The sequence below is a fragment of the Pseudonocardia oceani genome (assembly GCF_019263585.2).
Lineage (GTDB): Bacteria > Actinomycetota > Actinomycetes > Mycobacteriales > Pseudonocardiaceae > Pseudonocardia > Pseudonocardia oceani.
The window spans coordinates 6,073,569-6,094,942 of sequence record NZ_JADQDF010000001.1 but is presented as its reverse complement, the minus strand read 5'-3'; the positions used below and the strand labels follow the sequence as shown (position 1 = coordinate 6,094,942).

Sequence of the window (21,374 nt, the reverse complement as noted above, 5' to 3'; positions counted from 1 at the left end):
TGATGACACAACCCCGGACCGTCCTCGGCGGACGGTCCGGGCGCTACCATCCGGGACGTGTCCGAGGTGCGGCTGTCGACCACGTCCTACGTGGTGCTGGGGATGATCGCGCTGCGCGGCCCCTCCACGCCGTACGACCTCAAGCGCGCCGTGGGCCACTCCGTCGGCTACTTCTGGCACTTCCCGCACGCCCAGCTCTACTCCGAGCCCGACCGGCTCGCCGACCTCGGCCTGCTGGAGCTGTCGGTGGAGGACAGCGGGCGGCGGCGCAAGACCTACTCGCTGACCGGCTCGGGCCGCGACGCCGTGCGCGCGTGGCTCGCCGCGCCGACGAACGAGCACTTCCAGATGCGCGACATCGCCGAGCTGAAGCTGTTCTTCAACGAGGTCGGCGACCCGGGCAACGTCGCCGCCCTCGCCGCGGAGCAGATGGCGCAGCACCGGGAGCGCATCGCCGTCTACGAGGGCATGGTGGAGCGCTTCGGCACCCAGCCCTCCGCGGAGCCGCGCATGATCACCCTCGAGCTGGGGCTGGAGATGGAGCACGCCGCCCTGCGGTTCTGGCGGGCGCTGGCCGACGGCGATCTGGACGGACTGCGCGCGGCGCGGGAGCATCGGCACGACCGGTCGGAATGAATCCCGCCGGGACGGGCTTGGGAGCGGTATGGCGGGCACCACGCGAGGTTTCCTCGGACGACGACGCGAGCGCGATCCCCGGCTCCCCCCGGGCCAGTACGACGCGCGGGACGAGTGGCCGGTGCTCAACGCCGAGGCCACCCCGCGACTCACCACCGACCGGTGGACGTTCACCGTGGAGGGTCTCGTCGAGCGGGAGCTGACGTGGACCTGGGACGAGATCCACACGCTGCCGCCGTCGCGGTACGAGGGCGACATCCACTGCGTCACGACGTGGTCGAAGTTCGGCATGCGGTTCGACGGCGTCTCCGTCGACACGCTGCTCGACGCGGCCGGCGTACTTCCCACCGCCACCCACGTGATCGGGGTCGCCCACACCGGCTACACCACCAACCTGCCGCTGGCCGACGTCACCGGCGGGAAGGCCTGGGTGGTCTGGGACGTCGACGGGCAGCCGCTCACCCGCGAGCACGGCGGCCCCGCCCGGCTGCTCGTGCCGCACCTGTACTTCTGGAAGAGCGCCAAGTGGGTCTCCGGACTGCGCCTGCTCGACCACGACGAACAGGGCTTCTGGGAGCGCAACGGCTACCACGACCGCGGCGATCCCTGGACCGAGCAGCGCTACCAGGGCGACTGATGACTCCGACGCCCGGCGGCACCACCCACCGCCGGACCCTGCGCTGGCAGGTCGCGCGGGTGCTCTCCCTGCGGGACGAGACACCCCGCGCGCGGACGCTGCGCCTGGCCCTGCCCGAGCCGCGCCGGCACGTCGCGGGGCAGCACTACGTCGTCCGGCTCACCGCGCCCGACGGGTACACCGCCCAACGCTCGTACTCGGTGGCGTCCGCCCCGGACGACACGGGGGAGATCGAGCTGACCGTCGAGGAGCTCGAGGACGGCGAGGTGTCGGGCTACCTGCACGGCGTGGTCGAGCCCGGCGACGAGCTGGAGGTGCGCGGCCCAATCGGCGGGTACTTCGCGTGGGCGGGCGCCACGCCGGCGCTGCTCGTCGGCGGCGGGTCCGGCGTCGTGCCGCTCATGGCGATGCTGCGCCAGGCCCGGCGGGCGGGCGCGGGCGACCTGTTGCGCGTCGTCGTCTCCGCCCGCACCGCGGCCGACCTGTACTACGCCGACGAGCTGCCCGGCCCGGAGACCACTGTCGTGCTGACGCGGACCGGGCGCGGTCGGCTCACCGTCGACGACCTCGCGCCGCTCGTCCGCGGGGGCGAGGACGTGTTCGTGTGCGGCTCCCCCGGCTTCTGCGACGCCGTCACCGACCTGCTGGTGGAGGCCGGGGTACCGGTGGAGTCGATCCGCACGGAGCGCTTCGGCCCCTCCGGCTGACGATCGCGGGCGCCCCGCCGCCCCGGCCCGCCGCCCCGGCCCGTCGCCCGGCCCCGCGCCCCCGCCCGATCGCAGTGGGGTGGCGGGGGTCAGGGCGGCGGGGTCAGGGCGCGGAGGATGCGGGCGAGGCTGGCGCGGTCGTCGTCGGACAGCGGGCGGAACACGCTCTCCGCCTCCGCCGCACGCGCCGCGCGGATCGCCTCGCCCACCTCCCGCCCGCGCTCGGTGGGGGCGACGAGGGTGGCGCGGCGGTCGGCCGGGTCCGGGCCGCGCTCGACGAGGCCGCGGCCCTCCAGCGCGTCGACGACCTCGGTCGCGGACCGGGGCGCGATCCGCAGCGCGTCGGCCAGGTCCCCCAGGCGCAGGGGCCCCGAACGCAGCAGCGTGCCCAGCGCCCTGGCCTGAGCGGGCGTGACGTCCCAGGGGGCCAGCGCCTCGCGCGCGGCCTCGCGCATCCGCCGCGCGACCGCGCGGAATCCGTCGGAGAGGGAGTCGTCCACGGGAACAGACTAGACAGCGCCCGTGTTGCACCCTCATAGTGAGGTTACCTCAGCAACTTGAACGGAAGGATCCCACTTGGAAGCCGACACCGAGAAGATGTCCCGTCGCGCCGGCCGCGACACCGTCAGCGCCGCCGAGAAGGCGCAGGCCCGCGAGGTCTCCCTGCGCCGCATCGGCCGGCTCTTCACCCCCCACCGCGGCTCTCTGGTCGCGGTCACCCTCATCATCGGGGCGTCGTCCGTCGTCGCCCTGGCCTCTCCGTTCCTGCTGCGCGCAGTGATCGACACCGCGCTCCCGGAGCGCGACATCGTCCTGCTCGCCTGGCTCACCGGTGCGATGGTCGTGGTCGCCGCGGTCACCGCCGCGCTCGGCGTCGTCCAGACCTGGATCGCCACCTCCGTCGGCCAGCAGGTCATGCACCGGCTGCGCACCGACGTGTTCGCCCACCTGCAGCGCCAGTCGATCGCGTTCTTCACCCGCACCCGAACCGGTGAGGTGCAGTCGCGGATCACCAACGACATCGGCGGCATGCAGACCGTCGTCACCTCGACGGCCACGTCCGTCGCGTCCAACCTGACCACCGCGGTCGCCACGGCCGTCGCCATGGCCGTGCTGTCCTGGCAGCTCTCGCTGGTCTCGCTCGTCGTCCTGCCGCCCGCGGTCTACCTGACGCGCCGCGTGGCCCGGATGCGCCGCGCGATCACCGCGCAGCAGCAGCGCGAGCTCGCCGACCTCAACGTCACCGTCGAGGAGGGCCTGTCGATCAGCGGCATCCAGCTCTCCCGGACAATGGGCGCGGGCCCCGCGCTCGTCGAGCGCTTCACCGGCTCCTCCGAGCGCCTGGTCGACCTGGAGCTGCGCAGCCAGCTCGCGGGACGCTGGCGGATGGCCGCGACCGGCGTCGTGTTCGCCGCCGTGCCCGCCGTGATCTACCTCGGCGCCGGCTTCACCAGGACCCTGTCGATCGGCACGCTGATCGCGTTCACCACGCTGCAGGCGGGCCTGTTCCGGCCGCTGCTGGGCCTGATGAGCGTGGGCGTCTCGCTGGTCAGCTCGCTCGCCCTGTTCGCGCGCATCTTCGAGTACCTGGACCTGCCCGTGGAGGTCGACGACCCGGCCGACCCCGTCGACGTCGACCCGTCCGCGATGTCCGGCCACGTCCGCATCGAGGACGTCACGTTCGCCTACGCCGGCGCCGACACCGCAGCCGTCGCCGGGGTCACCCTCGACGTCCCGGCCGGCAGCACGCTGGCCCTGGTCGGTGCCACCGGCTCCGGCAAGAGCACGCTCGCCGCACTCGTCGCCCGCCTCCACGACCCCGACGCCGGACGCGTGACGATCGACGGCGTCGACCTGCGCGACATGCGCCTCACCGACCTCGCGGCCGTCGTCGGCGTCGTCAGCCAGGAGACCTACCTGCTGCACACGACCGTCCGCGAGAACCTGCGCTACGCCAAGCCCGACGCCACCGACGCCGAGATCGAGGCCGCCGCGCGCGCCGCGCAGGTCCACGACCTCATCACCGGCCTGCCCGACGGCTACGACACCATGGTCGGCTCGCGCGGCCACCGGTTCTCCGGAGGCGAGAAGCAGCGCCTGGCCATCGCCCGCACCCTGCTGCGCGACCCGCGCGTGCTGGTGCTCGACGAGGCCACCTCGGCGCTCGACACCTCCACAGAGAAGGCCGTGCAGGCCGCTTTCGACGCGCTGTCGCGGGGCCGCACGACGATCACCATCGCGCACCGCCTCTCCACCGTTCGCGACGCCGACCGGATCGCGGTCGTCGACCACGGCCGCATCGTGGAGTCCGGCACGCACGACGCGCTGGTCGCGCAGCACGGCCGGTACGCCACCCTGGCCGCATGACCCGCACGGCGCTCGTCACGGGCGTCAGCAGGCGCCGCGGCATCGGCTTCGCCATCGCCCGGCGCCTGCTCGACGACGGCCACCGCGTCTTCGCCCACTCCTGGAGCCCCTACGACGCCACCGAGCCGTGGGGTGCCGACGCCGCGGGCGTCGAGGGCGTGCTCGCCGCGCTCGGGCCCCACGACGGCCGGCTGGGACACGCCGCGGTCGACCTCGCCGACCCGTCCGCACCCGCCGCGCTCGTCGGCGGCGCCGTCGCGGTGCACGGCCCGCTCGACACGCTGGTCGTCAACCACGCCCGCTCGCAGGACGCGACGCTGGCCGGCCTGGACGCCGCGATGCTCGACGCCGTGTGGGCGGTCAACGTCCGGGCGTCGCTGCTGCTCGTGCAGGCCTTCGCCGAGCAGTTCTCCGGCACCGGCGGCCGGGTCGTGCTCTTCACCTCCGGCGCGCACCGGGGGCCGATGCCGGGCGAGATCCCCTACGCGGCCACGAAGGCCACGCTCGCCGTGATCACCCCGACGCTGGCCGACGCGCTCGCCGACCGCGACATCACCGTCAACTGCGTCAACCCCGGCCCCACCGACACCGGCTGGGCCACGCCCGGCCTCGACGACCACGTCGCCCGCCACATGCCGCGCGGACGCTGGAACACCGCCGACGAGGCCGCCGCCGTCGTCGCGCTCCTGCTCTCTCCCGACGCCGCCTCGATCACCGGGCAGGTCGTCGACGCGGAGGGCGGGTTCCGCCGCTCCTCCCCGTGATCGCTCGCCCGAACGGGCTAAAGGGCCGTCACACCTTCGGGGACGATCCCGGCGCGCGACCTGACGCCGGCGGGCGCTGTCGGCAGGCTGACGCCATGCAGCTCACCCGGTTCGTCCTGGCCGCCGCGCTCGCGGCGGCGCTCGCCGTCGGCGGTGCCGCGGTGGCGTTCGCGGCGGACGCGCCGTCGAACCGCGGGTGGTCGACGCCGGCCGGCACCGCCGACGAGTTCGCCGAGCGCTCCGCGGAGTAGGCCCGGCAGGGTCGAGTCAGCTCCGGCGCCCCTCGGGGTTCCCCGCCGCCCGGTACACCTCGGCCGCCGCGCGCGAGAAGCCGTCGGGCAGCCCGAGGGCCGCGATCGCGTCGGCGGCCTCCTCCATCTCCCCCGCCCAGCGCCACCCCTTCGCGGCCGCGCGCCCCGCGGCCCGGCTGATCAGCGCGGGGTAGTCGATGTCGTCGCGGGCGAGCTCCTCGCGCAGCGCGTCCTCGACGCCGTGGGCGCGCGCGGCCTGGGCCATCGTCAGCCACAGCGCGGGCACCACCTTGCTCTGCAGCCCGAAGCAGGCCTTGAGCGCGCTGGCGGCGCCGAGGTCGTCGCCCAGGACGCGGGCGTCGAACGGGGAGTGGTCGAACAGCGCCGCCACCTCCGCCGCGCGGACCCCCGACAGCCACAGCACCGTGCTCCCCCGCTCCCACGCGGGCGGCCCGATCACCGCCCCGTCGACGACGTGCTCGGCCCCCAGCCGCTCCGCGACGGCCGTGACGGTGGCCGGCGAGACGGCGTTGGCGTCGACGTAGAGCGGGCGCTCCGGGCGGTCGCCGAGCGCGTCGGCCACCTGCCCCGCGACGTCGAGCGCTGCGTGCGGCGGGCAGATCGAGATGATCACGTGCGAGCGCCGGGCCAGCTCGGGAAGGTCCGGGACGCCGATCAGGTCGGCGGTCTCGGCGCGCTTGGACGTCGGCACGCTCCGCCCGGCCGCCGCCCAGACGACGGCCCCCGCCACCGGCTTGAGCGACGAGCCGATCGCCGCCCCCATCACACCGGGGTGCAGGATCCCGATCACCGGGCGGGGGGGCAGCGTCGGCGTCGGGGGCGCACTCATGGCGCCATCATGGCCGCACCCGCGATCAGCTGCTCGACCCGGTCGCGCAGATCGAGCAGCACCGGCGCCACCCCGGGGACGACGAGCGCGGCCAGCACGAACACCGCCACGGTGAGGCCGGGCGCGACGAGCCACGCCTCGACCTTCCCGCCCGTGCGGAAGCGCAGCGGCCGCGGGCTGCCGACCGGGTACCAGCGGCGCTGACGGATCGGCACCGGCCAGAACAGCGGGGCACCGGACTCGGTGACGGCGTCGCCGACGGAGTGCACGACCATCCCGAGCGTCACCGCGGTACCCAGCCATCCGGCCGTCCCGGCGGTCCCGCCCGGCACGTAGGCCTCGACGGCGAACGTCAGCGCCGCCGCGACCACCAGCGACGGCGGCCCGGGCACGATCGCGTCGAGCCCCTTGATCGCCAGCGCCAGGCAGACGAACAGCGTGCCGAGCAGCACCGGCGCGCCCCACGCCGAGGAGGCGAGGTTGACGCCCAGCCCGAGCAGCACCGCGCCGAGGACGGTGTGGGTCAGGCCGCGGTGGGTGCCCTTGCCGGTGTCGCGGCGCGCGCGGGTGAGCCGGTAGACCAGGCCCGACAGCGGCCGCACCACCTGCGAGGCCAGGAACGAGGCCGCGGTGAAGTGCTTCGTCGCCGTCGACGACGGGTGGTCGAGGTCGGGCAGCAGCGCGGCGCCCGCGCAGACCGCGGCGAACGTGAGCACCGACCCCGCGGAGGGCTCGATGCCGAGGGCGAGCGGGGCGTACCCGGCCACCGCCAACCCGAGTACGGCACCGGACGTGGCATGACTGACCCCGAGCACGTGGTGACGCTACGCAACCGCCCGCGCGACGGCGGTGAGGCGCGCCGTCCGCTCGCCGCAGACCCCGTCAGCGCTGGTCGGGCAGCCCCAGGGCGTCCAGCAGGCGGGCCGCGGCGCGCGTCGGGGTCTCGTCGCCGCTGCGCACGCCGTCCTCCAGCTCGCCGATCGTGTCCTTCGCCGTCGCGTGCAGGCGGTCCATGAGCTGGTCGCGGACCATCGCCCACATCCACTCCACCTGCTGGTCGGCCCGGCGCCGGCCCAGCGAGCCGTCGGACTCCAGGGTGCTGCGGTGCTCGCGGACGGCCGACCACACCTCGTCGAGTCCCATCCCCGTCTGCGCGCTGCACGGGAGCACCGGGGGGCGCCAGGACTCGTGGGTGGGCGTCATCAGCCGCAGCGCGCCCGACAGCTCGCGGGCGGCGACCCTCGCGGCGCGCTCGTGGTCGCCGTCGGCCTTGTTGACCGCGACGACGTCGGCGAGCTCCAGGATGCCCTTCTTGATCCCCTGCAGCTGGTCGCCGGTGCGCGCGATGGTGAGCAGCAGGAACGTGTCCACCATCCCCGCGACCGTCACCTCGGACTGCCCCACGCCGACCGTCTCGACGAGCACCGCGTCGTACCCGGCGGCCTCCATCAGCAGGATCGTCTCGCGGGTGGCGCGGGCGACGCCGCCGAGCGTGCCGGCGCTCGGCGAGGGCCGGACGAACGCGTTCTCGTCGACGGAGAGCTTCGCCATCCGCGTCTTGTCGCCCAGGATCGAGCCGCGGGTGCGGGTCGACGACGGGTCGACGGCGAGCACGGCGACGCGGTGGCCGTCGCCGGTGAGGCGGGTGCCCAGCGCCTCGATGAACGTCGACTTCCCGACCCCCGGCACCCCGCTGATCCCGACGCGCACCGCTCCCCCGGCGTGCGGCAGCAGCTCGAGCAGCAGCTCCTGCGCGGCGGCGCGGTGGTCGGGGCGGTGCGACTCGACCAGCGTGATCGCCCGGGCGAGCAGCGACCGCGACCCCCCGCGCACGCCCGTCGCGAGCGCCGCGACGTCGACGGGGCGCCGCTGCCGCTCACCCACGGGGCCTCCGGCCCTCGTGCGCGCGAACCGTGCCCAGGGGCACGGTTCGCGCGCACAGGGGGGTCAGCTCTCCCCCAGCTTCGTCAGCAGGTCCACCGCCGCCTCGGCGATCACGGTGCCCGGCCCGAAGACCGCCGCCGCGCCCATCTCCAGCAGCGTCGGGACGTCGGCGGGCGGGATCACGCCGCCGACCACGACCATGATGTCGGAGCGGTCGAGCTTGGCCAGCTCCTCGCGCAGCTCGGGCACCAGGGTGAGGTGGCCCGCGGCCAGGGAGTTGACGCCGACGACGTGCACGTCGGCCTCCACCGCCTGCCGCGCGACCTCGCCCGGCGTCTGGAACAGCGGGCCCACGTCGACGTCGAAGCCGAGGTCGGCGAACGCCGTGGCGATCACCTTCTGGCCGCGGTCGTGCCCGTCCTGGCCCATCTTCGCGACGAGGATGCGCGGCTGGCGCCCCTCCTCCGCGGCGAACGCGTCGACCAGCTCGCGGGCGTGGTCGAACGTCGGGTTCTTCCCCGTCTCCTCCGAGTACACCCCGGAGATGATCCGGATCTGGCCCGCGTGGCGCGAGTACACCTTCTCCAGCGCGTCGGAGATCTCCCCGACGGTGGCCTTCGCCCGCGCCGCGACGACGGCGAGGTGCAGCAGGTTCTCGTCGTCGGAGCGGCGGTCCTTCCCCGCGGCATCCGTCAGTGCCTCCAGCGCGGCGTCGACCTCGCGGGAGTCGCGCTCCTCGCGCAGCCGGCGCAGCTTGTCGAGCTGCTCGGCGCGGACGCCGGCGTTGTCGACCTTGCGGACGTCGAGCTGCTCGTCCTGCGCCACCACGTACTTGTTGACGCCGATGACGGGCTGGCGGCCGGAGTCGATGCGGGCCTGCGTGCGCGCCGCGGCCTCCTCGACGCGCAGCTTGGGGATGCCGGCGTCGATGGCCTGCGCCATCCCGCCGGCCTTCTCGACCTCCTCGATGTGCCCCCAGGCGCGGCGGGCGAGGTCGTGGGTGAGCTTCTCGACGTAGTAGCTGCCGCCCCAGGGGTCGATGACGTCGGTGGTGCCCGACTCCTGCTGCAGCAGCAGCTGGGTGTTGCGCGCGATGCGCGCGGAGAAGTCGGTGGGCAGCGCGAGCGCCTCGTCGAGGGCGTTGGTGTGCAGGCTCTGCGTGTGGCCCTGGGTGGCGGCCATCGCCTCGATGCAGGTGCGGATGACGTTGTTGTAGACGTCCTGCGCGGTCAGCGACCAGCCCGAGGTCTGCGAGTGCGTCCGCAGCGACAGCGACTTCGCGTTCTTCGGGTCGAACTGGTTGACGAGCTTGCTCCACAGCAGCCGGGCCGCGCGCAGCTTCGCGACCTCCATGAAGAAGTTCATGCCGATCGCCCAGAAGAAGCTCAGGCGCGGGGCGAACTTGTCGATGTCGAGGCCCGCGTCGATCCCGGCCCGCAGGTACTCCACGCCGTCGGCGAGGGTGTAGGCCAGCTCGAGGTCGTTCGTGGCCCCGGCCTCCTGGATGTGGTACCCGGAGATCGAGATCGAGTTGAACTTCGGCATCTCCCGCGAGGTGTAGCCGAAGATGTCGGAGATGATCTGCATCGACGGCTGCGGCGGGTAGATGTAGGTGTTGCGGACCATGAACTCCTTGAGGATGTCGTTCTGGATGGTCCCGGTCAGCTGCGCGTGCTCCACCCCCTGCTCCTCGGCCGCCACGATGTAGAGCGCGAGGACGGGCAGCACGGCGCCGTTCATCGTCATCGACACCGACATCTCGTCGAGCGGGATGCCGTCGAAGAGCTGGCGCATGTCGTAGATCGAGTCGATCGCGACGCCCGCCATGCCGACGTCGCCGCCGACGCGCGGGTGGTCGGAGTCGTAGCCGCGGTGGGTGGCCAGGTCGAACGCGATCGACAGGCCCTTCTGCCCGGCGGCGAGGTTGCGCCGGTAGAACGCGTTGGACTCCGTGGCCGTCGAGAAGCCCGCGTACTGGCGGATCGTCCACGGCTGCGTCGCGTACATCGCCGGGTACGGGCCGCGCAGGTAGGGCGCGATGCCGGGGTAGGTGTGCAGGAAGTCGAGGCCGCCGAGGTCGGACGCGGTGTAGAGCGGCGACACCGGGATGCCCTCGGGCGACTCCCAGGGCGTGCCGGCGCCCGCCCACTCGCCGGCGACGCGCTCGGCGTCGAGCGGTACCCGGGTGAAGTCGGGGATCATCGCGCACCCTCCTGGTGGCCGGCGTTCTCGAAGACGGCGTCGATCACGGCGAGGGCGTCGCAGCCGGCGTGCAGCGTGCCGTCGAGGCCCTCCAGGTCGCTCTTCCCGGCCAGCAGCACGTGCGTGGCGCCGGCGTCGCGGAGCGCCGCGACGGTCTCGGCGGCTCGCTCGGCGTAGATCCGGTCGGTGGAGCAGAGGACGGCGACGGGCGTGCCGGCCCCGGTGAAGGCCGCGCTGACGTCGGCGGCCGTCTCGGTCGGCCCGGCCTCGACGGGCTCGATGCCGCCCGCCTGCAGCAGGTTGCGGGTGAACCCGGCGCGGGCGGTGTAGGCCGCGAGCGGGCCGAGCGTGGCCAGGAACGCGCGCGGGCGCGACCCCGTCTCGGCGAGAACGGCGTCGGAGCGGTCGCGGAACTCCTCGTACGCGCCGGCCGGGCGGTAGACCGGCAGGCCGCCGCCGGGGCGCTCGGGCAGCGGTTCCCGTTCGACCGGCTTCTCGTCGAGGTCGGGGAACTCGCTGACGCCGGTGAGCGGGCGCTTGCGGGTGGCCGCGTCGCGCTCGCGGCGGGCGCGGACCTCGGCGGTGCGCTCGGCGACGAACCCGGAGTCGAGTGCGGCGACCGCCCCGCCGGCCGCCTCGATCTCCTGGAAGAACGCCCAGGCGGCGCGGGCGAGCCCGTCGGTGAGCGACTCGACGTAGAACGAGCCGCCCGCGGGGTCGATGACGCGGGCCAGGTGCGACTCCTCGACCAGCAGTGCCTGGGTGTTGCGCGCGATCCGCCGGGAGAACGGCTGCGCCGCGCCCAGTGCGGCGTCGAAGGGGGCGACGGTGACCGCGTCGGCCCCGCCGACGCCCGCGGAGAACCCGGCGAGGGTGCCGCGCAGCAGGTTCACGTAGGGATCGCGGCGGGTGTACATCGTCGGCGAGGCGACGGCGTGCGTGGCCATCGGCTCGGGTGATCCGCAGGCCTCGGTGACCCGCGCCCAGAGCCGCCGGGCCGCGCGCAGCTTGGCGATCGTCGGGAACTGCTCGGCGGAGGCGGCGAGGCGGAACTCCAGCAGCCGCGACGCCGTCGGCACGCCCAGGGGCTCCAGGACGCGCAAGTACTCCAGGCCCGCGGCGAGCGCGAAGCCGAGCTCCTGGGCGTCGGAGCCGCCCGCGGTGTGGACCGGGAGGGCGTCGACGACGACGGCGCGCACGAGCGGGTGGTCGGCCGCGACCCGCTCGGCCAGGGCGACGACCGAGTCGACCGCGGGGCCGTCACCGGTGCGGGCGCGCAGCCCGACCGGGTCGAGGCCCAGCGTGCCGAGCAGCGCCTCCCCGGTGCCGCGCTCGGCGGCGAGGGCGAGGAACGCCTCGGCGAGCGCGGCCTGGTCGCCCGCGCCGGCGTCGAGGACGACGGGGGCGAGGTCGAGCAGGACGTCGCCCAGCACGTGCGGGAGGTCGGCGGGTGCGACGCCGTCGAGCCAGACCGAGGTGACCCCGTTCTCGAGGTCGGCCAGCACGGCGGCGCGCAGATCGTCGGCGTCGGTGCCGGTGTGGCGCTGCCGCACGTCCCAGCCGTCGGGCACGGGGCCGTCGATGGTGGCGCCACGGACGAACGGCGCGGCGCCGGGCACGCCGACCGGGGCGTCGGGCACCTCGGTGTAGAGCGGGCGGACGGCGATCCCGTCGGGGCTCGTGCGCACCAGCTTCTCGACGCCGGCGCCCTCCGGGGCGTCCTCACCGATGCGCTTGGCCTTGCGCAGCACGGCGTCGACCAGCGCGGTCCACTCCGCCTCCGTGGCGGCGGGGAACTCGGCGGCCAGCGGCAACACGGACACCTCGGACGACTCTGCCTCGGGCATCCCCGGATCGTAGTGACCCTGCGCCGGTCGTCGCTCCACCGACGGTGGTGGCTCCGCTCACGTCCGGTGGCGCGTTCGGCCCAGAGAAGATCAGGCCAGGACCGTTCAGGCCAGCACGATCCGGCCACCCTGCAGGCTGACGGCCCGCGGCGGCAGCGGCTGCTCGGCCGGGCCCGCGGTCGGCGCGCCGTCGGTGATCGAGAAGGTGCTGCCGTGGCAGGGGCAGACGATCCGGCCGTCGACGACCTCGGTGACCACGCAGCCCTGGTGCGTGCAGGTGGCCGAGAACGCCGCGAACTCGCCCGCCACGGGCTGGGTGACGACGAGGTCGAGGTCGGCGAGCACGAGCCCGCCGCCGACCGGGACCGCCGCGGCGGCGGCGAGGGCGTCGGCGACGGGGACCGAGGTGGAGGTGGGGGCGGCCGCGGGGTCGGGCACCGCGGCGGTGGACGGGGGCGGCAGCGGCGCCGTCGCCGCGCTGCGGCCCGGGCCGTAGCCGGCGCAGCCGGTCAGCGCGACGGCGCAGGTGCCGCAGGCCGCGGCGAGCAGGGAGCGTCGGGTCGTCATCGGGTGCCTCTCAGGACATCGGGTCAGAACGTCAGGCCGGAGGTGGTGAAGAACCACAGCGACGAGGTGAGCCACAGCGCGGTGAGCGCGACGAACAGCAGCGCGCCCAGCACCGGCACCGCCCAGCGCGGGCCGCCCGGCCGGCCCAGCAGAAGCATCTTCGCGACGAAGGCGCCGTAGACCGCGCAGCCCGCGAGGGAATGCACGAGCACGCGCGGGGTGGAGTCCTGGTAGCCCAGGGCGTAGAGGCAGTGGACGGCGACGGGCACCGTCAGCAGCACCGCCGCGCGCCCGGACCAGCGGTGCAGCGCCGCGCCGAACCGGCCGCCGCCGCGGTACATGAGCCGGGCCGACACGACCTGGACCAGCACGAGCACGAACGCGGCCGTGCCGAGCCAGCTCTTCACGGCGGTGCCGCTGGAGAAGCCGGTGACGCTGACCGCGAAGAACGTCGGCTCGTGCAGGCGGCCGTAGACGCCGAGGCCGACGGAGACGAGCGTCCCGAGCGCGACGGCCACCAGCAGCGGCCCGGTGCGCACCCTCGGGGCGGCCGAGTGCGCCGGGCCCTCCTCGGTGTAGCGCTCGTCCTCGGCGACGCGGGGTGCGCCGGCGGCCGGGGCGCTCATCAGTACGCCATCCCGGCGCGGTCGGCGACGTCGGCGACGTCCTCGCGCCCGCCCGCGACGGCCTCGTCGACGTCGGTGGCACCGGCGGTGAACGCGTACTCGTCGTCGCCGACCGTGACGGTGCCCGCGGCGCCGTCGGCGTCGACGGTGCCGGTGAGGGTCGCGGTGCCGTCGGCGTTCTCCATCGTCAGCTCGCCGTCGGTGACGGTGCCGCGCAGCCAGACCTCGTCGCTGGTGTCGCAGACGTAGGCGACGGCGTCGTCACCGGTGACGACGACGGCGACGGTCATGTCGCGGCCCTGCGTCCGGCCGGCGTAGGCGGCCTCGCCGGGTGCGGCGGCGACCTCCGCGGCCTCGTCCACGGCGGCGTCCTCCGCGGCCTCCGCCGCCTCCTCCGCCGCCCCGACCTGCGGCTCCGGGGCGGGGGCCGCGGGTTCCGGGACCGTGCCGGTGACCGGTGCGGCCGCGGCGGGAGCGGGGGCGGGGACGGGCGCGTTCGCGGCGACCGGCACGGCCGTCGGGGCGGGGGTGCTCAGGTGGTTCGTGGCGAAGAGGCCGCCGCCGAGGGCGGCGACGGCCAGCAGCGTCATCAGGGGAGCGGTGCGCGTCATGACCGGTACACGGACGGGTGGCGGCCCGGGTTCAGCTGAACCGTCCGCCGGGTCCGTCCGTGTGGGGGGCAGGTGGGTGACCGTGAGTAGGGTCCTCGCCCGTGGACCGCACCAGTACCGGCGACGAGGCGCTGGTCCACGCCGTCTACTCCGAACACGGACGGGCGATGCTGGTGTACGCGACACGACTGCTCGACGACCGCGCCGCAGCGGAGGACGTGGTCCAGGAGGCCCTGCTCCGGGCGTGGCGCCACCCCGACGTGCTCACGAACGGGCGCGGATCGGTGCGCGGGTGGTTGCTCACCGTGGTGCGGAACATCGTCATCGACCGCGTCCGGGCGCGCGACTCCCGCCCGCGCGAGGTGGCCGAGGAGCCCGAGCGGCCCCCCGTGGCGCGCGACCACGCCGACGCGGTGGCCGCGTCGGTCACCGTCCACGCGGCCCTGGGGACGCTGTCCGACGAGCACCGCGCGGTGCTGGAGCAGGTCTACCTGCACGGGCGCAACCTCGACGAGGCCGCCGTGGCGCTCGGGGTGCCGAAGGGCACGGTGAAGTCACGGTCGTTCTACGCGCTGCGCGCCCTGCGCTCGGTGATGGAGGCCCGATGACGCTGCACGACCGCGGCGACCTCGGCGCCCACGCCCTGGGCCTGCTCGACGACCACGAGGCACGGGCGGTGGACGCCCACCTCGCGACCTGCGCCGACTGCCGGCGCGAGTTCGCCTCGCTGAGCCACACCGCGCTCGCGCTGCGCGACGTGCCCCCGGAGGTCTTCCTCGACGGCCCGCCCGACTCCGACCTGCTGCTGGCGCGCACCGTCCGCGCGGTGCGGGCCGAGCGCGGCGGGGCCCGGCGGCGCCGGCGGCTCGCACTGGTGGCGGCCGCGGTGGCCGTCGCGGTGGCGCTGGTCGGCGGCGGCGCGCTGCTCGGGCAGGCGCTCGCGCCCGGCGCCACGACCGTCGCGGCGGGCGCCCGGACCGTCGACGGCACGGCCGGTCCGATCGTCGCGTCGGCCACGGTGACCCCCGCGGCCGGGTGGGTGCGCGTGGCCACGACGGTGCGCGGCATCCCGGCCGGGAAGCGCTGCACGATCATCGTGGTCGGGCGCGACGGCACCGAGAACGTCGCCGGGAGCTGGCTGGTCTCCCCCACCTGGGAGGTCGAGGGCGGCACGGTGCAGGGCTCGACGATCATCGATCCCGAGGACGTCCTGGCCGTCGCGATCCGCGACGAGGGCGGAACCGACCTCATCACCCTGCCCGTCTGACGATCCCGGGAGCCGCGGAACACACTCCCCGCACCCGATGTTCTACGTGGTGTAGAACTACTACAAGACGTAGAAGTTCGAGTCGGGAGGCACCGCGTGGACGCCCTGGACCTCGCCCGCTGGCAGTTCGGGATCACGACGATCTACCACTTCCTGTTCGTGCCGCTGACGATCGGGCTCTCCGTCGTCGTCGCCGCGCTGCAGACCGCGTGGCACCGCACCGGCCGCGAGGAGTACCTGCGCGCCACGCGGTTCTTCGGGAAGCTCTTCCTCATCAACTTCGCGATGGGCGTCGTGACCGGCATCGTGCAGGAGTTCCAGTTCGGAATGAACTGGTCGACCTACTCGACGTTCGTCGGCGACGTCTTCGGCGCCCCGCTGGCCCTGGAGGCGCTGCTCGCGTTCTTCCTGGAGTCGACGTTCATCGGCCTGTGGATCTTCGGCTGGGACAAGCTCCCGAAGCGCGTCCACCTCGCGACGATCTGGGCCGCCGCGCTCGGCTCGAACCTCTCGGCCTACTTCATCCTCGCCGCGAACGCCTGGATGCGGCACCCCGTCGGCTTCACGGTCGACGAGGCCACGGGCCGCGCGCGCCTCACCGACATCGGCGCGGTGCTGACCAACCCGCAGGCGTGGTCGACCTACGTGCACGTGCTCGGGGCGTCGTTCGTCGTGGCCGGGCTGTTCGTCGTGGCCGTGAGCGCGTACCGGCTCCGGAAGCATCGCGACGCGGACCTCGAGATGTTCCGGAAGACCCTGCGCGCCGGGCTGGTCACCACGGTCGTCGCCGGTGCGGTGGTGGCGCTGTCGGGCGACCACCAGGCCAAGCTCATGGCGCAGTACGAGCCGATGAAGCTGGCCTCGGCCGAGGCGCTGTGGCGCACCGAGGCGCCCACCGGGTTCTCGCTGTTCGCCGTCGGTGACGTCGAGGGCTCGCGCAACGTCGTGAACGTGCAGGTCCCCTACGTGCTGTCGTTCCTCGCGACCGGGTCGTTCACCGGCGAGGTCGAGGGCATCGTCGATCTGCAGGAGCGCTTCGAGCAGCAGTTCGGCCCGGCCGACTACGTCCCGAACGTGCCGGTCCTCTACTGGGCCTTCCGGCTGATGATGGGGCTGGGCGGGGCGGGCATCGCCGTCGGCGTCGCAGGGTTGTGGCTGACCCGGCGCGGCCGGCTCCCCGAGCAGGGCTGGATGTACGGCGTGGCGGTGCTGGCGCTGCCCGCCGCGCTCGCCGCCAACATCGCGGGCTGGGTGCTCACCGAGATCGGGCGCCAGCCGTGGACGGTCGTCGGCGAGCTGATGACGGCCGCCAGCGTCTCGCCCGGCGTGTCCCTCGGGGAGGTCGCGTTCTCGCTCAGCGTGTTCACGCTGCTCTACGGCGCGCTCGCCGTGGTCGAGGCGCGGCTGCTCTGGCGCTACGTGAAGGCCGGGCCCGCGCACGTCACGCCCACCGTCGCCCCGGGCGCTCCCGTCCCGGCCTTCACCTACTAGGAGCGGGTCATGGACCTCCCCACGCTCTGGTTCCTCGCCATCGCCCTGCTGTGGACGGGCTACCTGGTGCTGGAGGGCTTCGACTTCGGCGTCGGGATGCTGCTGCCCGCCGTCGGCCGCGACGAGGCCGGGCGCCGCACGATGATCAACGCGATCGGCCCGGTCTGGGACGGCAACGAGGTCTGGCTGATCACCGCGATCGGCGCGATGTTCGCCGCCTTCCCCGCCTGGTACGCCGCGACGCTGTCGGGCTTCTACCTGCCGGTGCTGCTGATCGTGGTGGCGCTGGTGTTCCGCGGGGTCGCCTTCGAGTACCGCGGCAAGATCGACTCCGTGGTGTGGCGCAAGCGCTGGGACGCCGCGATCCTCGGCGGCAGCCTGGTGCCCGCGTTCGGCTGGGGCCTCGTGTTCGCGAACCTGCTGCGCGGGGTCGAGATCGGCGCCGACGGCGTGGTCCGCTCGGGCCTGCTCGACCTCCTCTCCCCCTACGCGCTGCTCGGCGGCCTCGCGACGACCACGCTGTTCGTGCTGCACGGCGCGCTGTTCCTCGGCCTCAAGACCGACGGTCCGGTGCGCCACCGCGCCCGGCTCACCGCCCGGACGTCGGCGTTCGCCGCGGTGCCCGTTGTCGGCGGGTTCCTGGCATGGACGGTCCGCGACCAGGGTTCGGGCGCGGTCGCGGCGCTGCTCGCGGTGGGCCTGCTGCTCGCGGCCGTCGCCGCGGCGGCCCGGTGGCGCGAGGGGTGGGCGTTCGCGGCCACGGCGGCGTCGATCGTCGCGCTGGCCGTGGTGGTGTTCGACGGGCTGCACCCCGCGCTGATGCGGTCGACGGTCTCCCCCGCGTTCGACCTCACGGTCGCGAACGCGTCGTCGGGGCCGTACACGCTCGGCGTGCTCAGCGTCATCGGGGCGGTGTTCCTGCCGCTCGTCGTCGGGTACCAGGCGTGGAGCTACTGGGTGTTCCGGAAGCGGGTGCGCGTTGAGGCCTCTTGACCCCCGGCTGGTCCGCAGCGTCGGCGCGGTGCGGGTGCACCTGGCCGTCACCGTCGCCTGCGGGGTGGCGACGACCGCGCTCATCCTGGTGCAGGCCGGGGTCCTCGCCCGGACGATCGCGACGGCGGAGCTCGCCGTCTCCGTCGCCGCGCTGGGGGCGTTCGTGCTCGCCCGCGTCGCCCTCGCGTACGGCGGGGAGGCGCTGGCGCTGCGCAGTGCGGCGTCGGTGAAGTCGGCGCTGCGGCGGCGGCTGGTCCACCACGTCGGACGGGCGCCGCAGGACGCGGGCGAGGTCGTCACGCTGGCCACGCGCGGGCTCGACGCGCTCGACGACTACGTCGCCCGCTTCCTGCCCCAGCTCGTGCTGGCGGTGCTCGTCCCGGCCACGGTGCTGGTGGTCGTCGCGCAGGCGGACTGGATCTCGGCGCTGGTCATCGGCCTGACGCTGCCGCTCATCCCGGTGTTCATGGCGCTCGTGGGCTGGCACACGCAGGCCCGGACGCGGCGGCAGTGGCGGCTGCTGGAGCGCCTGGGCGGGCACTTCCTCGACGTCGTCGAGGGCCTGCCCACGCTCGCCCTGTTCCGCCGCTCGAAGGCCGAGGCCGCGCGCATCCGCGCGGCCACCGACGCCCACCGCGACGCCACGCTGGGCACGCTGCGCATCGCGTTCCTGTCGGCGTTCGTGCTGGAGCTGCTGGCGACGCTCGCCGTCGCGCTGGTGGCCGTCGAGGTCGGGCTGCGCCTGCTCCACGGGCAGCTCGACCTGGAGACCGCGCTGCTCGTGCTGATCCTCGCGCCCGAGGCGTACCTGCCGCTGCGCGAGGTGGGGGCGCGGTTCCACGCGTCGACGGAGGGGGTCGCGGCGGCCGAGCGCGTGTTCGCGGTGCTGGAGCGGCCGGTGCCCGCCGTCGTCGAGGGGCCGGCGGTGCCGGCGCCGTCGGTCGTCCGGTTCGAGGACGTGTCGCTGTCCTACGGCTCGCTCCCCGTGCTGCGCGGGCTCGACCTCGCGCTCACGGCCGGCACGACCACCCTGGTGACCGGGCGCAGCGGGGCGGGCAAGTCGACGCTGCTGTCGCTGCTGCTGCGGTTCGCCGAGCCGGACGCCGGGCGGATCACGGTCGACGGCCGCGACCTCGCCGGCCTGTCGACCGCGCAGTGGCGCCGGAACGTCGCCTGGGTCCCGCAGCGCCCGCACCTGTTCGACGCGACACTGGCCGACAACATCCGGCTGGGCTCGCCCGAGGCCCCGCTCGCCGAGGTGGTGCGGGCGGCCGAGCGCGCGGGGCTGGCCGACGTGGTCGCCGGGCTGCCCGACGGGTACGACACCCGGCTCGGCGAGCGCGGCACGCGGCTGTCGTCGGGGCAGCGGCAGCGGGTGGCGCTGGCGCGGGCGTTCCTGCGCGACGCGCCGCTCGTGCTGCTCGACGAGCCGACCGCCCACCTGGACGCGGCGACGGCCGCCGACGTGCGCGTGGCGGTGCGCGAGCTGGTCCGGGGCCGGACGGCCGTGGTCGTCGCGCACGACGAGGGCTGGGCCGACCTGGCCGACGAGGTCGTGCGGCTCGACGCGCTGGTGCCGGCATGAGCGACCCGCTGCTCCGGATGATCGCCCTCGCCCGCCCGCGCGGGGCGCGCTTCGCGCTCGGCGTGCTGGCCGGGGCGGTCGCGACGGCGTCGGCGGTGGCGCTGCTCGCCGTCGCGGCCTGGTTGATCGCGACGGCCGCCGCACAGCCCCCGCTCACCGCGCTGAGCGTCGCCGTCGTCGCGACGCGGGCGCTCGGCGTCACGCGTGGGGTGGCGCGCTACCTCGAGCGGCTCGTCACCCACGACGCCGCGCTGCGGACCCTGGCCGACGTGCGCGTGCGCGTCTACGAGCGGCTCGCCGCGACCGAGCCCGTGCGCCGCTTCCGCTCCGGCGACCTCGTGACCCGGCTCGTCGGCGACACCGACGCCACCCAGGACCTGCTGGTCCGCGGGCTCACCCCGCCCGCGGCGGCGCTGGTCACCGGGGCCGGGGTGGTGGCGCTGTCGACGGCGGTGCTGGTGCCCGGCGGCGTCCTGCTGGCCGCGGGCCTGCTGCTCGGCGGGCTGGCCGTGCCGCTGCTCGCCGCGGCGGCCGGGCGCGGCCCGGGGCGGCGGGCGGCGGCGGCGCGGGCGGAGCTGTCGACGGCGCTCGTCGACGCCGTGCACGGCGCCCCCGACCTGCAGGCGTTCGGCGCGATGGACGCCGCCGTCGCGCGCGTCGAGGCCGCCGACGCCGCACTGACCCGCGTCGCCCGTCGCGATGCGACGCTGCTCGGGCTCGGCGCCGGGGCGTCGGCGCTGGTGGCGGGGCTGACGCTGTGGGGCACGCTGCTGCTGGGCGTCGCCGCCGTCGACGAGCTGGGCACCGTCGGGCTGGCGGTGCTGGTGCTGACGGCGCTGGCCGCGTTCGAGATCGTGGCACCGCTGCCCGCGGTCGCCGCCCGGCTCGGGGGCCTGCGGGCCGCCGGGGCCCGGCTGTTCGACGTGCTCGACACGCCGCCGGCGCTGACCCGCCGTGCCACCGCGCCCGTGCTCGCCTTCCCCGGCCTGCGGATCCGCGAACTGCGCGTGCGCTACGGCCCCGACGAGCCGTGGGTGCTCGACGGGCTCGACCTCGACCTCCCGCCCGGGCGGCGCGTCGCCGTCGTCGGGCCGAGCGGAGTGGGCAAGTCGACGCTGGCGTCGGTGCTGTTCCGGTTCCGCGACCCCGACGGCGGCACCGTGCACCTCGACGGCGTCGACGTCACCACGCAGGACGCCGACGACGTGCGCACCGCGATCGGCGGCGTTCCCGCCGACCCGCACGTGTTCGACTCGACCGTCCGCGAGAACCTGCGCCTGGCCCGGCCCGGTGCCACGGACGCCGAGCTGGTGGCGGTGCTGGACCGCGTCCGGCTCACCGGCGCCCTCGCCCCGGCCGGCGGGCTCGACGCCGAGACCGGCCCGCACGGCGACCGGCTCTCCGGCGGCATGCGCACCCGCCTCGCCCTGGCCCGCGCCCTGCTCGCCGACCCCCGGGTCCTGGTGCTCGACGAACCCGCCGCCCACCTCGACCCCGAGACCCGCGACGCGGTGCTGGCCGACGTCCTGGACGCCACCCGCGGCCGGACGGTCGTCCTGATCACCCACGATCCCGCCGGACTGGACGAGTTGGACGAGGTGGTGGAGCTGGGTGGGTCAGGCGGGGTGATCGTCGCCGACCGCACCTCACTGCTGCAAGCACCACCGTGAGGTGCGGCTGACACCGATCAAGGGCAGAGGGTGCGACCCACCGCCCTTGATCACCGGAACCGCACCGCCACGGTCCTCGGGAGGACCGTGAGGTCACACTCCTGCTGATCACCACGGCCTGATCACCGGATCCGCGCCGCCACGGTCCCCCGCGCGACCGTGGCGGCGCACTCCCGACGATCACCGGGGCCGCGGGGGCGGTGATCGCCGCCGATCGCACCTCACCGCTGCCAGCACCACCGTGAGGTGTGGCCGACGCCGATCAAGGGCAGATGGTGCGGCTCACCGCCCTTGATCACCGGAACCGCACCGCTGCGGTCGTCGAGAGGACCGTGAGGTCACACTCCTGCTGATCACCCCGACCTGATCACCGGACCGCACCACCACGGTCCCCCGCCCGACCGTGGCGTGACATTCCC

Annotated in this window: 21 protein-coding genes; 12 read left to right on the top strand and 9 right to left on the bottom strand. The window is 74.9% G+C overall.

Annotated features, from left to right (window positions below):
* Positions 1–57: 57 nt before the first annotated feature.
* Genes I4I82_RS30540 through I4I82_RS30530 form a run of 3 tightly spaced genes read left to right on the top strand, consistent with a single transcriptional unit; the run spans position 58 to position 1,980 of the window.
* Positions 58–636 (top strand): PadR family transcriptional regulator, encoded by a 579-nt coding sequence (locus tag I4I82_RS30540; protein WP_308112847.1) that lies wholly within the window; start codon positions 58–60, stop codon positions 634–636.
* A 28-nt stretch (positions 637–664) separates the two neighbouring features.
* Entirely contained in the window at positions 665–1,273 is a 609-nt protein-coding gene (locus I4I82_RS30535; protein WP_218591052.1) for a sulfite oxidase-like oxidoreductase, read from the top strand.
* Positions 1,273–1,980 carry a ferredoxin reductase gene (locus I4I82_RS30530; RefSeq protein WP_218596301.1) on the top strand — a complete coding sequence of 236 codons (708 nt, stop codon included), beginning with the start codon at positions 1,273–1,275 and terminating at the stop codon, positions 1,978–1,980. Before I4I82_RS30535 ends, I4I82_RS30530 begins: the two co-directional genes overlap by 1 nt.
* 89 nt (positions 1,981–2,069) lie before the next feature.
* On the opposite strand, the gene I4I82_RS30525 is transcribed toward I4I82_RS30530, so the two are convergent.
* A complete protein-coding gene (locus I4I82_RS30525; protein WP_226370338.1) occupies positions 2,070–2,480 on the bottom strand; it encodes a MarR family winged helix-turn-helix transcriptional regulator in 411 nt (136 codons plus the stop codon).
* Between the two features lie 76 nt (positions 2,481–2,556).
* On the opposite strand from I4I82_RS30525, the gene I4I82_RS30520 reads away from it, so the two are divergent.
* From I4I82_RS30520 to I4I82_RS30510, 3 genes are all read left to right on the top strand, one after another.
* Positions 2,557–4,347 carry an ABC transporter ATP-binding protein gene (locus I4I82_RS30520; protein ID WP_308112846.1) on the top strand — a complete coding sequence of 597 codons (1,791 nt, stop codon included), beginning with the start codon at positions 2,557–2,559 and terminating at the stop codon, positions 4,345–4,347.
* The gene (locus I4I82_RS30515) at positions 4,344–5,111 is read left to right on the top strand and encodes an SDR family oxidoreductase (RefSeq protein WP_218594428.1); all 768 of its coding nucleotides are present in this window, start codon (positions 4,344–4,346) and stop codon (positions 5,109–5,111) included. Before I4I82_RS30520 ends, I4I82_RS30515 begins: the two co-directional genes overlap by 4 nt.
* A gap of 95 nt (positions 5,112–5,206) precedes the next feature.
* Positions 5,207–5,362 (top strand): hypothetical protein, encoded by a 156-nt coding sequence (locus tag I4I82_RS30510; protein ID WP_218594427.1) that lies wholly within the window; start codon positions 5,207–5,209, stop codon positions 5,360–5,362.
* 16 nt (positions 5,363–5,378) lie between these two features.
* On the opposite strand, the gene I4I82_RS30505 is transcribed toward I4I82_RS30510, so the two are convergent.
* The 8 genes from I4I82_RS30505 to I4I82_RS30470 form a co-directional block, all read right to left on the bottom strand.
* Entirely contained in the window at positions 5,379–6,212 is an 834-nt protein-coding gene (locus tag I4I82_RS30505; protein ID WP_218596300.1) for a DUF1932 domain-containing protein, read from the bottom strand.
* Positions 6,209–7,027: a metal-dependent hydrolase gene (locus I4I82_RS30500; protein ID WP_218596299.1), complete on the bottom strand. Its 819-nt coding sequence runs from the start codon at positions 7,025–7,027 to the stop codon at positions 6,209–6,211. The genes I4I82_RS30505 and I4I82_RS30500 overlap by 4 nt, the downstream gene beginning before the upstream one ends.
* 67 nt (positions 7,028–7,094) lie before the next feature.
* The gene (gene meaB, locus I4I82_RS30495) at positions 7,095–8,096 is read right to left on the bottom strand and encodes a methylmalonyl Co-A mutase-associated GTPase MeaB (protein ID WP_218596298.1); all 1,002 of its coding nucleotides are present in this window, start codon (positions 8,094–8,096) and stop codon (positions 7,095–7,097) included.
* 63 nt (positions 8,097–8,159) lie between these two features.
* On the bottom strand, positions 8,160–10,298 hold the full coding sequence (scpA, locus tag I4I82_RS30490; protein WP_218593872.1) for a methylmalonyl-CoA mutase: 2,139 nt from the start codon (positions 10,296–10,298) through the stop codon (positions 8,160–8,162).
* Positions 10,295–12,145, bottom strand: a complete 1,851-nt coding sequence (locus I4I82_RS30485; protein WP_218593873.1) for a methylmalonyl-CoA mutase family protein — start codon at positions 12,143–12,145, stop codon at positions 10,295–10,297. The genes scpA and I4I82_RS30485 overlap by 4 nt, the downstream gene beginning before the upstream one ends.
* 105 nt (positions 12,146–12,250) lie before the next feature.
* A complete protein-coding gene (locus I4I82_RS30480) occupies positions 12,251–12,712 on the bottom strand; it encodes a Rieske (2Fe-2S) protein (protein WP_218596297.1) in 462 nt (153 codons plus the stop codon).
* Positions 12,713–12,735: 23 nt separating this feature from the next.
* On the bottom strand, positions 12,736–13,338 hold the full coding sequence (locus I4I82_RS30475; RefSeq protein WP_225920727.1) for a DUF6529 family protein: 603 nt from the start codon (positions 13,336–13,338) through the stop codon (positions 12,736–12,738).
* Positions 13,338–13,949 (bottom strand): hypothetical protein, encoded by a 612-nt coding sequence (locus tag I4I82_RS30470; protein WP_218596296.1) that lies wholly within the window; start codon positions 13,947–13,949, stop codon positions 13,338–13,340. The genes I4I82_RS30475 and I4I82_RS30470 overlap by 1 nt, the downstream gene beginning before the upstream one ends.
* Before the next feature lie 101 nt (positions 13,950–14,050).
* Between I4I82_RS30470 and I4I82_RS30465 the strand changes: the two genes are divergently transcribed.
* The 6 genes from I4I82_RS30465 to cydC all read left to right on the top strand — a co-directional run bounded on the left by I4I82_RS30465 (position 14,051) and on the right by cydC (position 20,955).
* Positions 14,051–14,557 (top strand): sigma-70 family RNA polymerase sigma factor, encoded by a 507-nt coding sequence (locus tag I4I82_RS30465; protein WP_226370337.1) that lies wholly within the window; start codon positions 14,051–14,053, stop codon positions 14,555–14,557.
* Entirely contained in the window at positions 14,554–15,216 is a 663-nt protein-coding gene (locus I4I82_RS30460; RefSeq protein ID WP_218594505.1) for an anti-sigma factor family protein, read from the top strand. Before I4I82_RS30465 ends, I4I82_RS30460 begins: the two co-directional genes overlap by 4 nt.
* A 96-nt stretch (positions 15,217–15,312) precedes the next feature.
* Positions 15,313–16,707 (top strand): cytochrome ubiquinol oxidase subunit I, encoded by a 1,395-nt coding sequence (locus I4I82_RS30455; protein WP_218596295.1) that lies wholly within the window; start codon positions 15,313–15,315, stop codon positions 16,705–16,707.
* Positions 16,708–16,716: 9 nt separating this feature from the next.
* Entirely contained in the window at positions 16,717–17,700 is a 984-nt protein-coding gene (cydB, locus tag I4I82_RS30450; protein ID WP_218593158.1) for a cytochrome d ubiquinol oxidase subunit II, read from the top strand.
* Positions 17,687–19,285 carry a thiol reductant ABC exporter subunit CydD gene (gene cydD / locus I4I82_RS30445; protein WP_218593157.1) on the top strand — a complete coding sequence of 533 codons (1,599 nt, stop codon included), beginning with the start codon at positions 17,687–17,689 and terminating at the stop codon, positions 19,283–19,285. Before cydB ends, cydD begins: the two co-directional genes overlap by 14 nt.
* Entirely contained in the window at positions 19,282–20,955 is a 1,674-nt protein-coding gene (gene cydC, locus I4I82_RS30440; RefSeq protein WP_218593156.1) for a thiol reductant ABC exporter subunit CydC, read from the top strand. The genes cydD and cydC overlap by 4 nt, the downstream gene beginning before the upstream one ends.
* The last annotated feature ends 419 nt before the right edge of the window (positions 20,956–21,374 follow it).

Bases quoted from the DNA above. Each gene is read 5' to 3' on its own strand.
- I4I82_RS30535 (WP_218591052.1), top strand. From the start codon at position 665: ATGGCGGGCACCACGCGAGGTTTCCTCGGACGACGACGCGAGCGCGAT.
- I4I82_RS30530 (WP_218596301.1), top strand. From the start codon at position 1,273: ATGACTCCGACGCCCGGCGGCACCACCCACCGCCGGACCCTGCGCTGG.
- I4I82_RS30515 (WP_218594428.1), top strand. From the start codon at position 4,344: ATGACCCGCACGGCGCTCGTCACGGGCGTCAGCAGGCGCCGCGGCATC.
- I4I82_RS30510 (WP_218594427.1), top strand. From the start codon at position 5,207: ATGCAGCTCACCCGGTTCGTCCTGGCCGCCGCGCTCGCGGCGGCGCTC.
- I4I82_RS30505 (WP_218596300.1), bottom strand. From the start codon at position 6,212: ATGAGTGCGCCCCCGACGCCGACGCTGCCCCCCCGCCCGGTGATCGGG.
- scpA (WP_218593872.1), bottom strand. From the start codon at position 10,298: ATGATCCCCGACTTCACCCGGGTACCGCTCGACGCCGAGCGCGTCGCC.
- I4I82_RS30485 (WP_218593873.1), bottom strand. From the start codon at position 12,145: ATGCCCGAGGCAGAGTCGTCCGAGGTGTCCGTGTTGCCGCTGGCCGCC.
- I4I82_RS30480 (WP_218596297.1), bottom strand. From the start codon at position 12,712: ATGACGACCCGACGCTCCCTGCTCGCCGCGGCCTGCGGCACCTGCGCC.
- I4I82_RS30475 (WP_225920727.1), bottom strand. From the start codon at position 13,338: ATGAGCGCCCCGGCCGCCGGCGCACCCCGCGTCGCCGAGGACGAGCGC.
- I4I82_RS30470 (WP_218596296.1), bottom strand. From the start codon at position 13,949: ATGACGCGCACCGCTCCCCTGATGACGCTGCTGGCCGTCGCCGCCCTC.
- I4I82_RS30460 (WP_218594505.1), top strand. From the start codon at position 14,554: ATGACGCTGCACGACCGCGGCGACCTCGGCGCCCACGCCCTGGGCCTG.
- cydB (WP_218593158.1), top strand. From the start codon at position 16,717: ATGGACCTCCCCACGCTCTGGTTCCTCGCCATCGCCCTGCTGTGGACG.
- cydC (WP_218593156.1), top strand. From the start codon at position 19,282: ATGAGCGACCCGCTGCTCCGGATGATCGCCCTCGCCCGCCCGCGCGGG.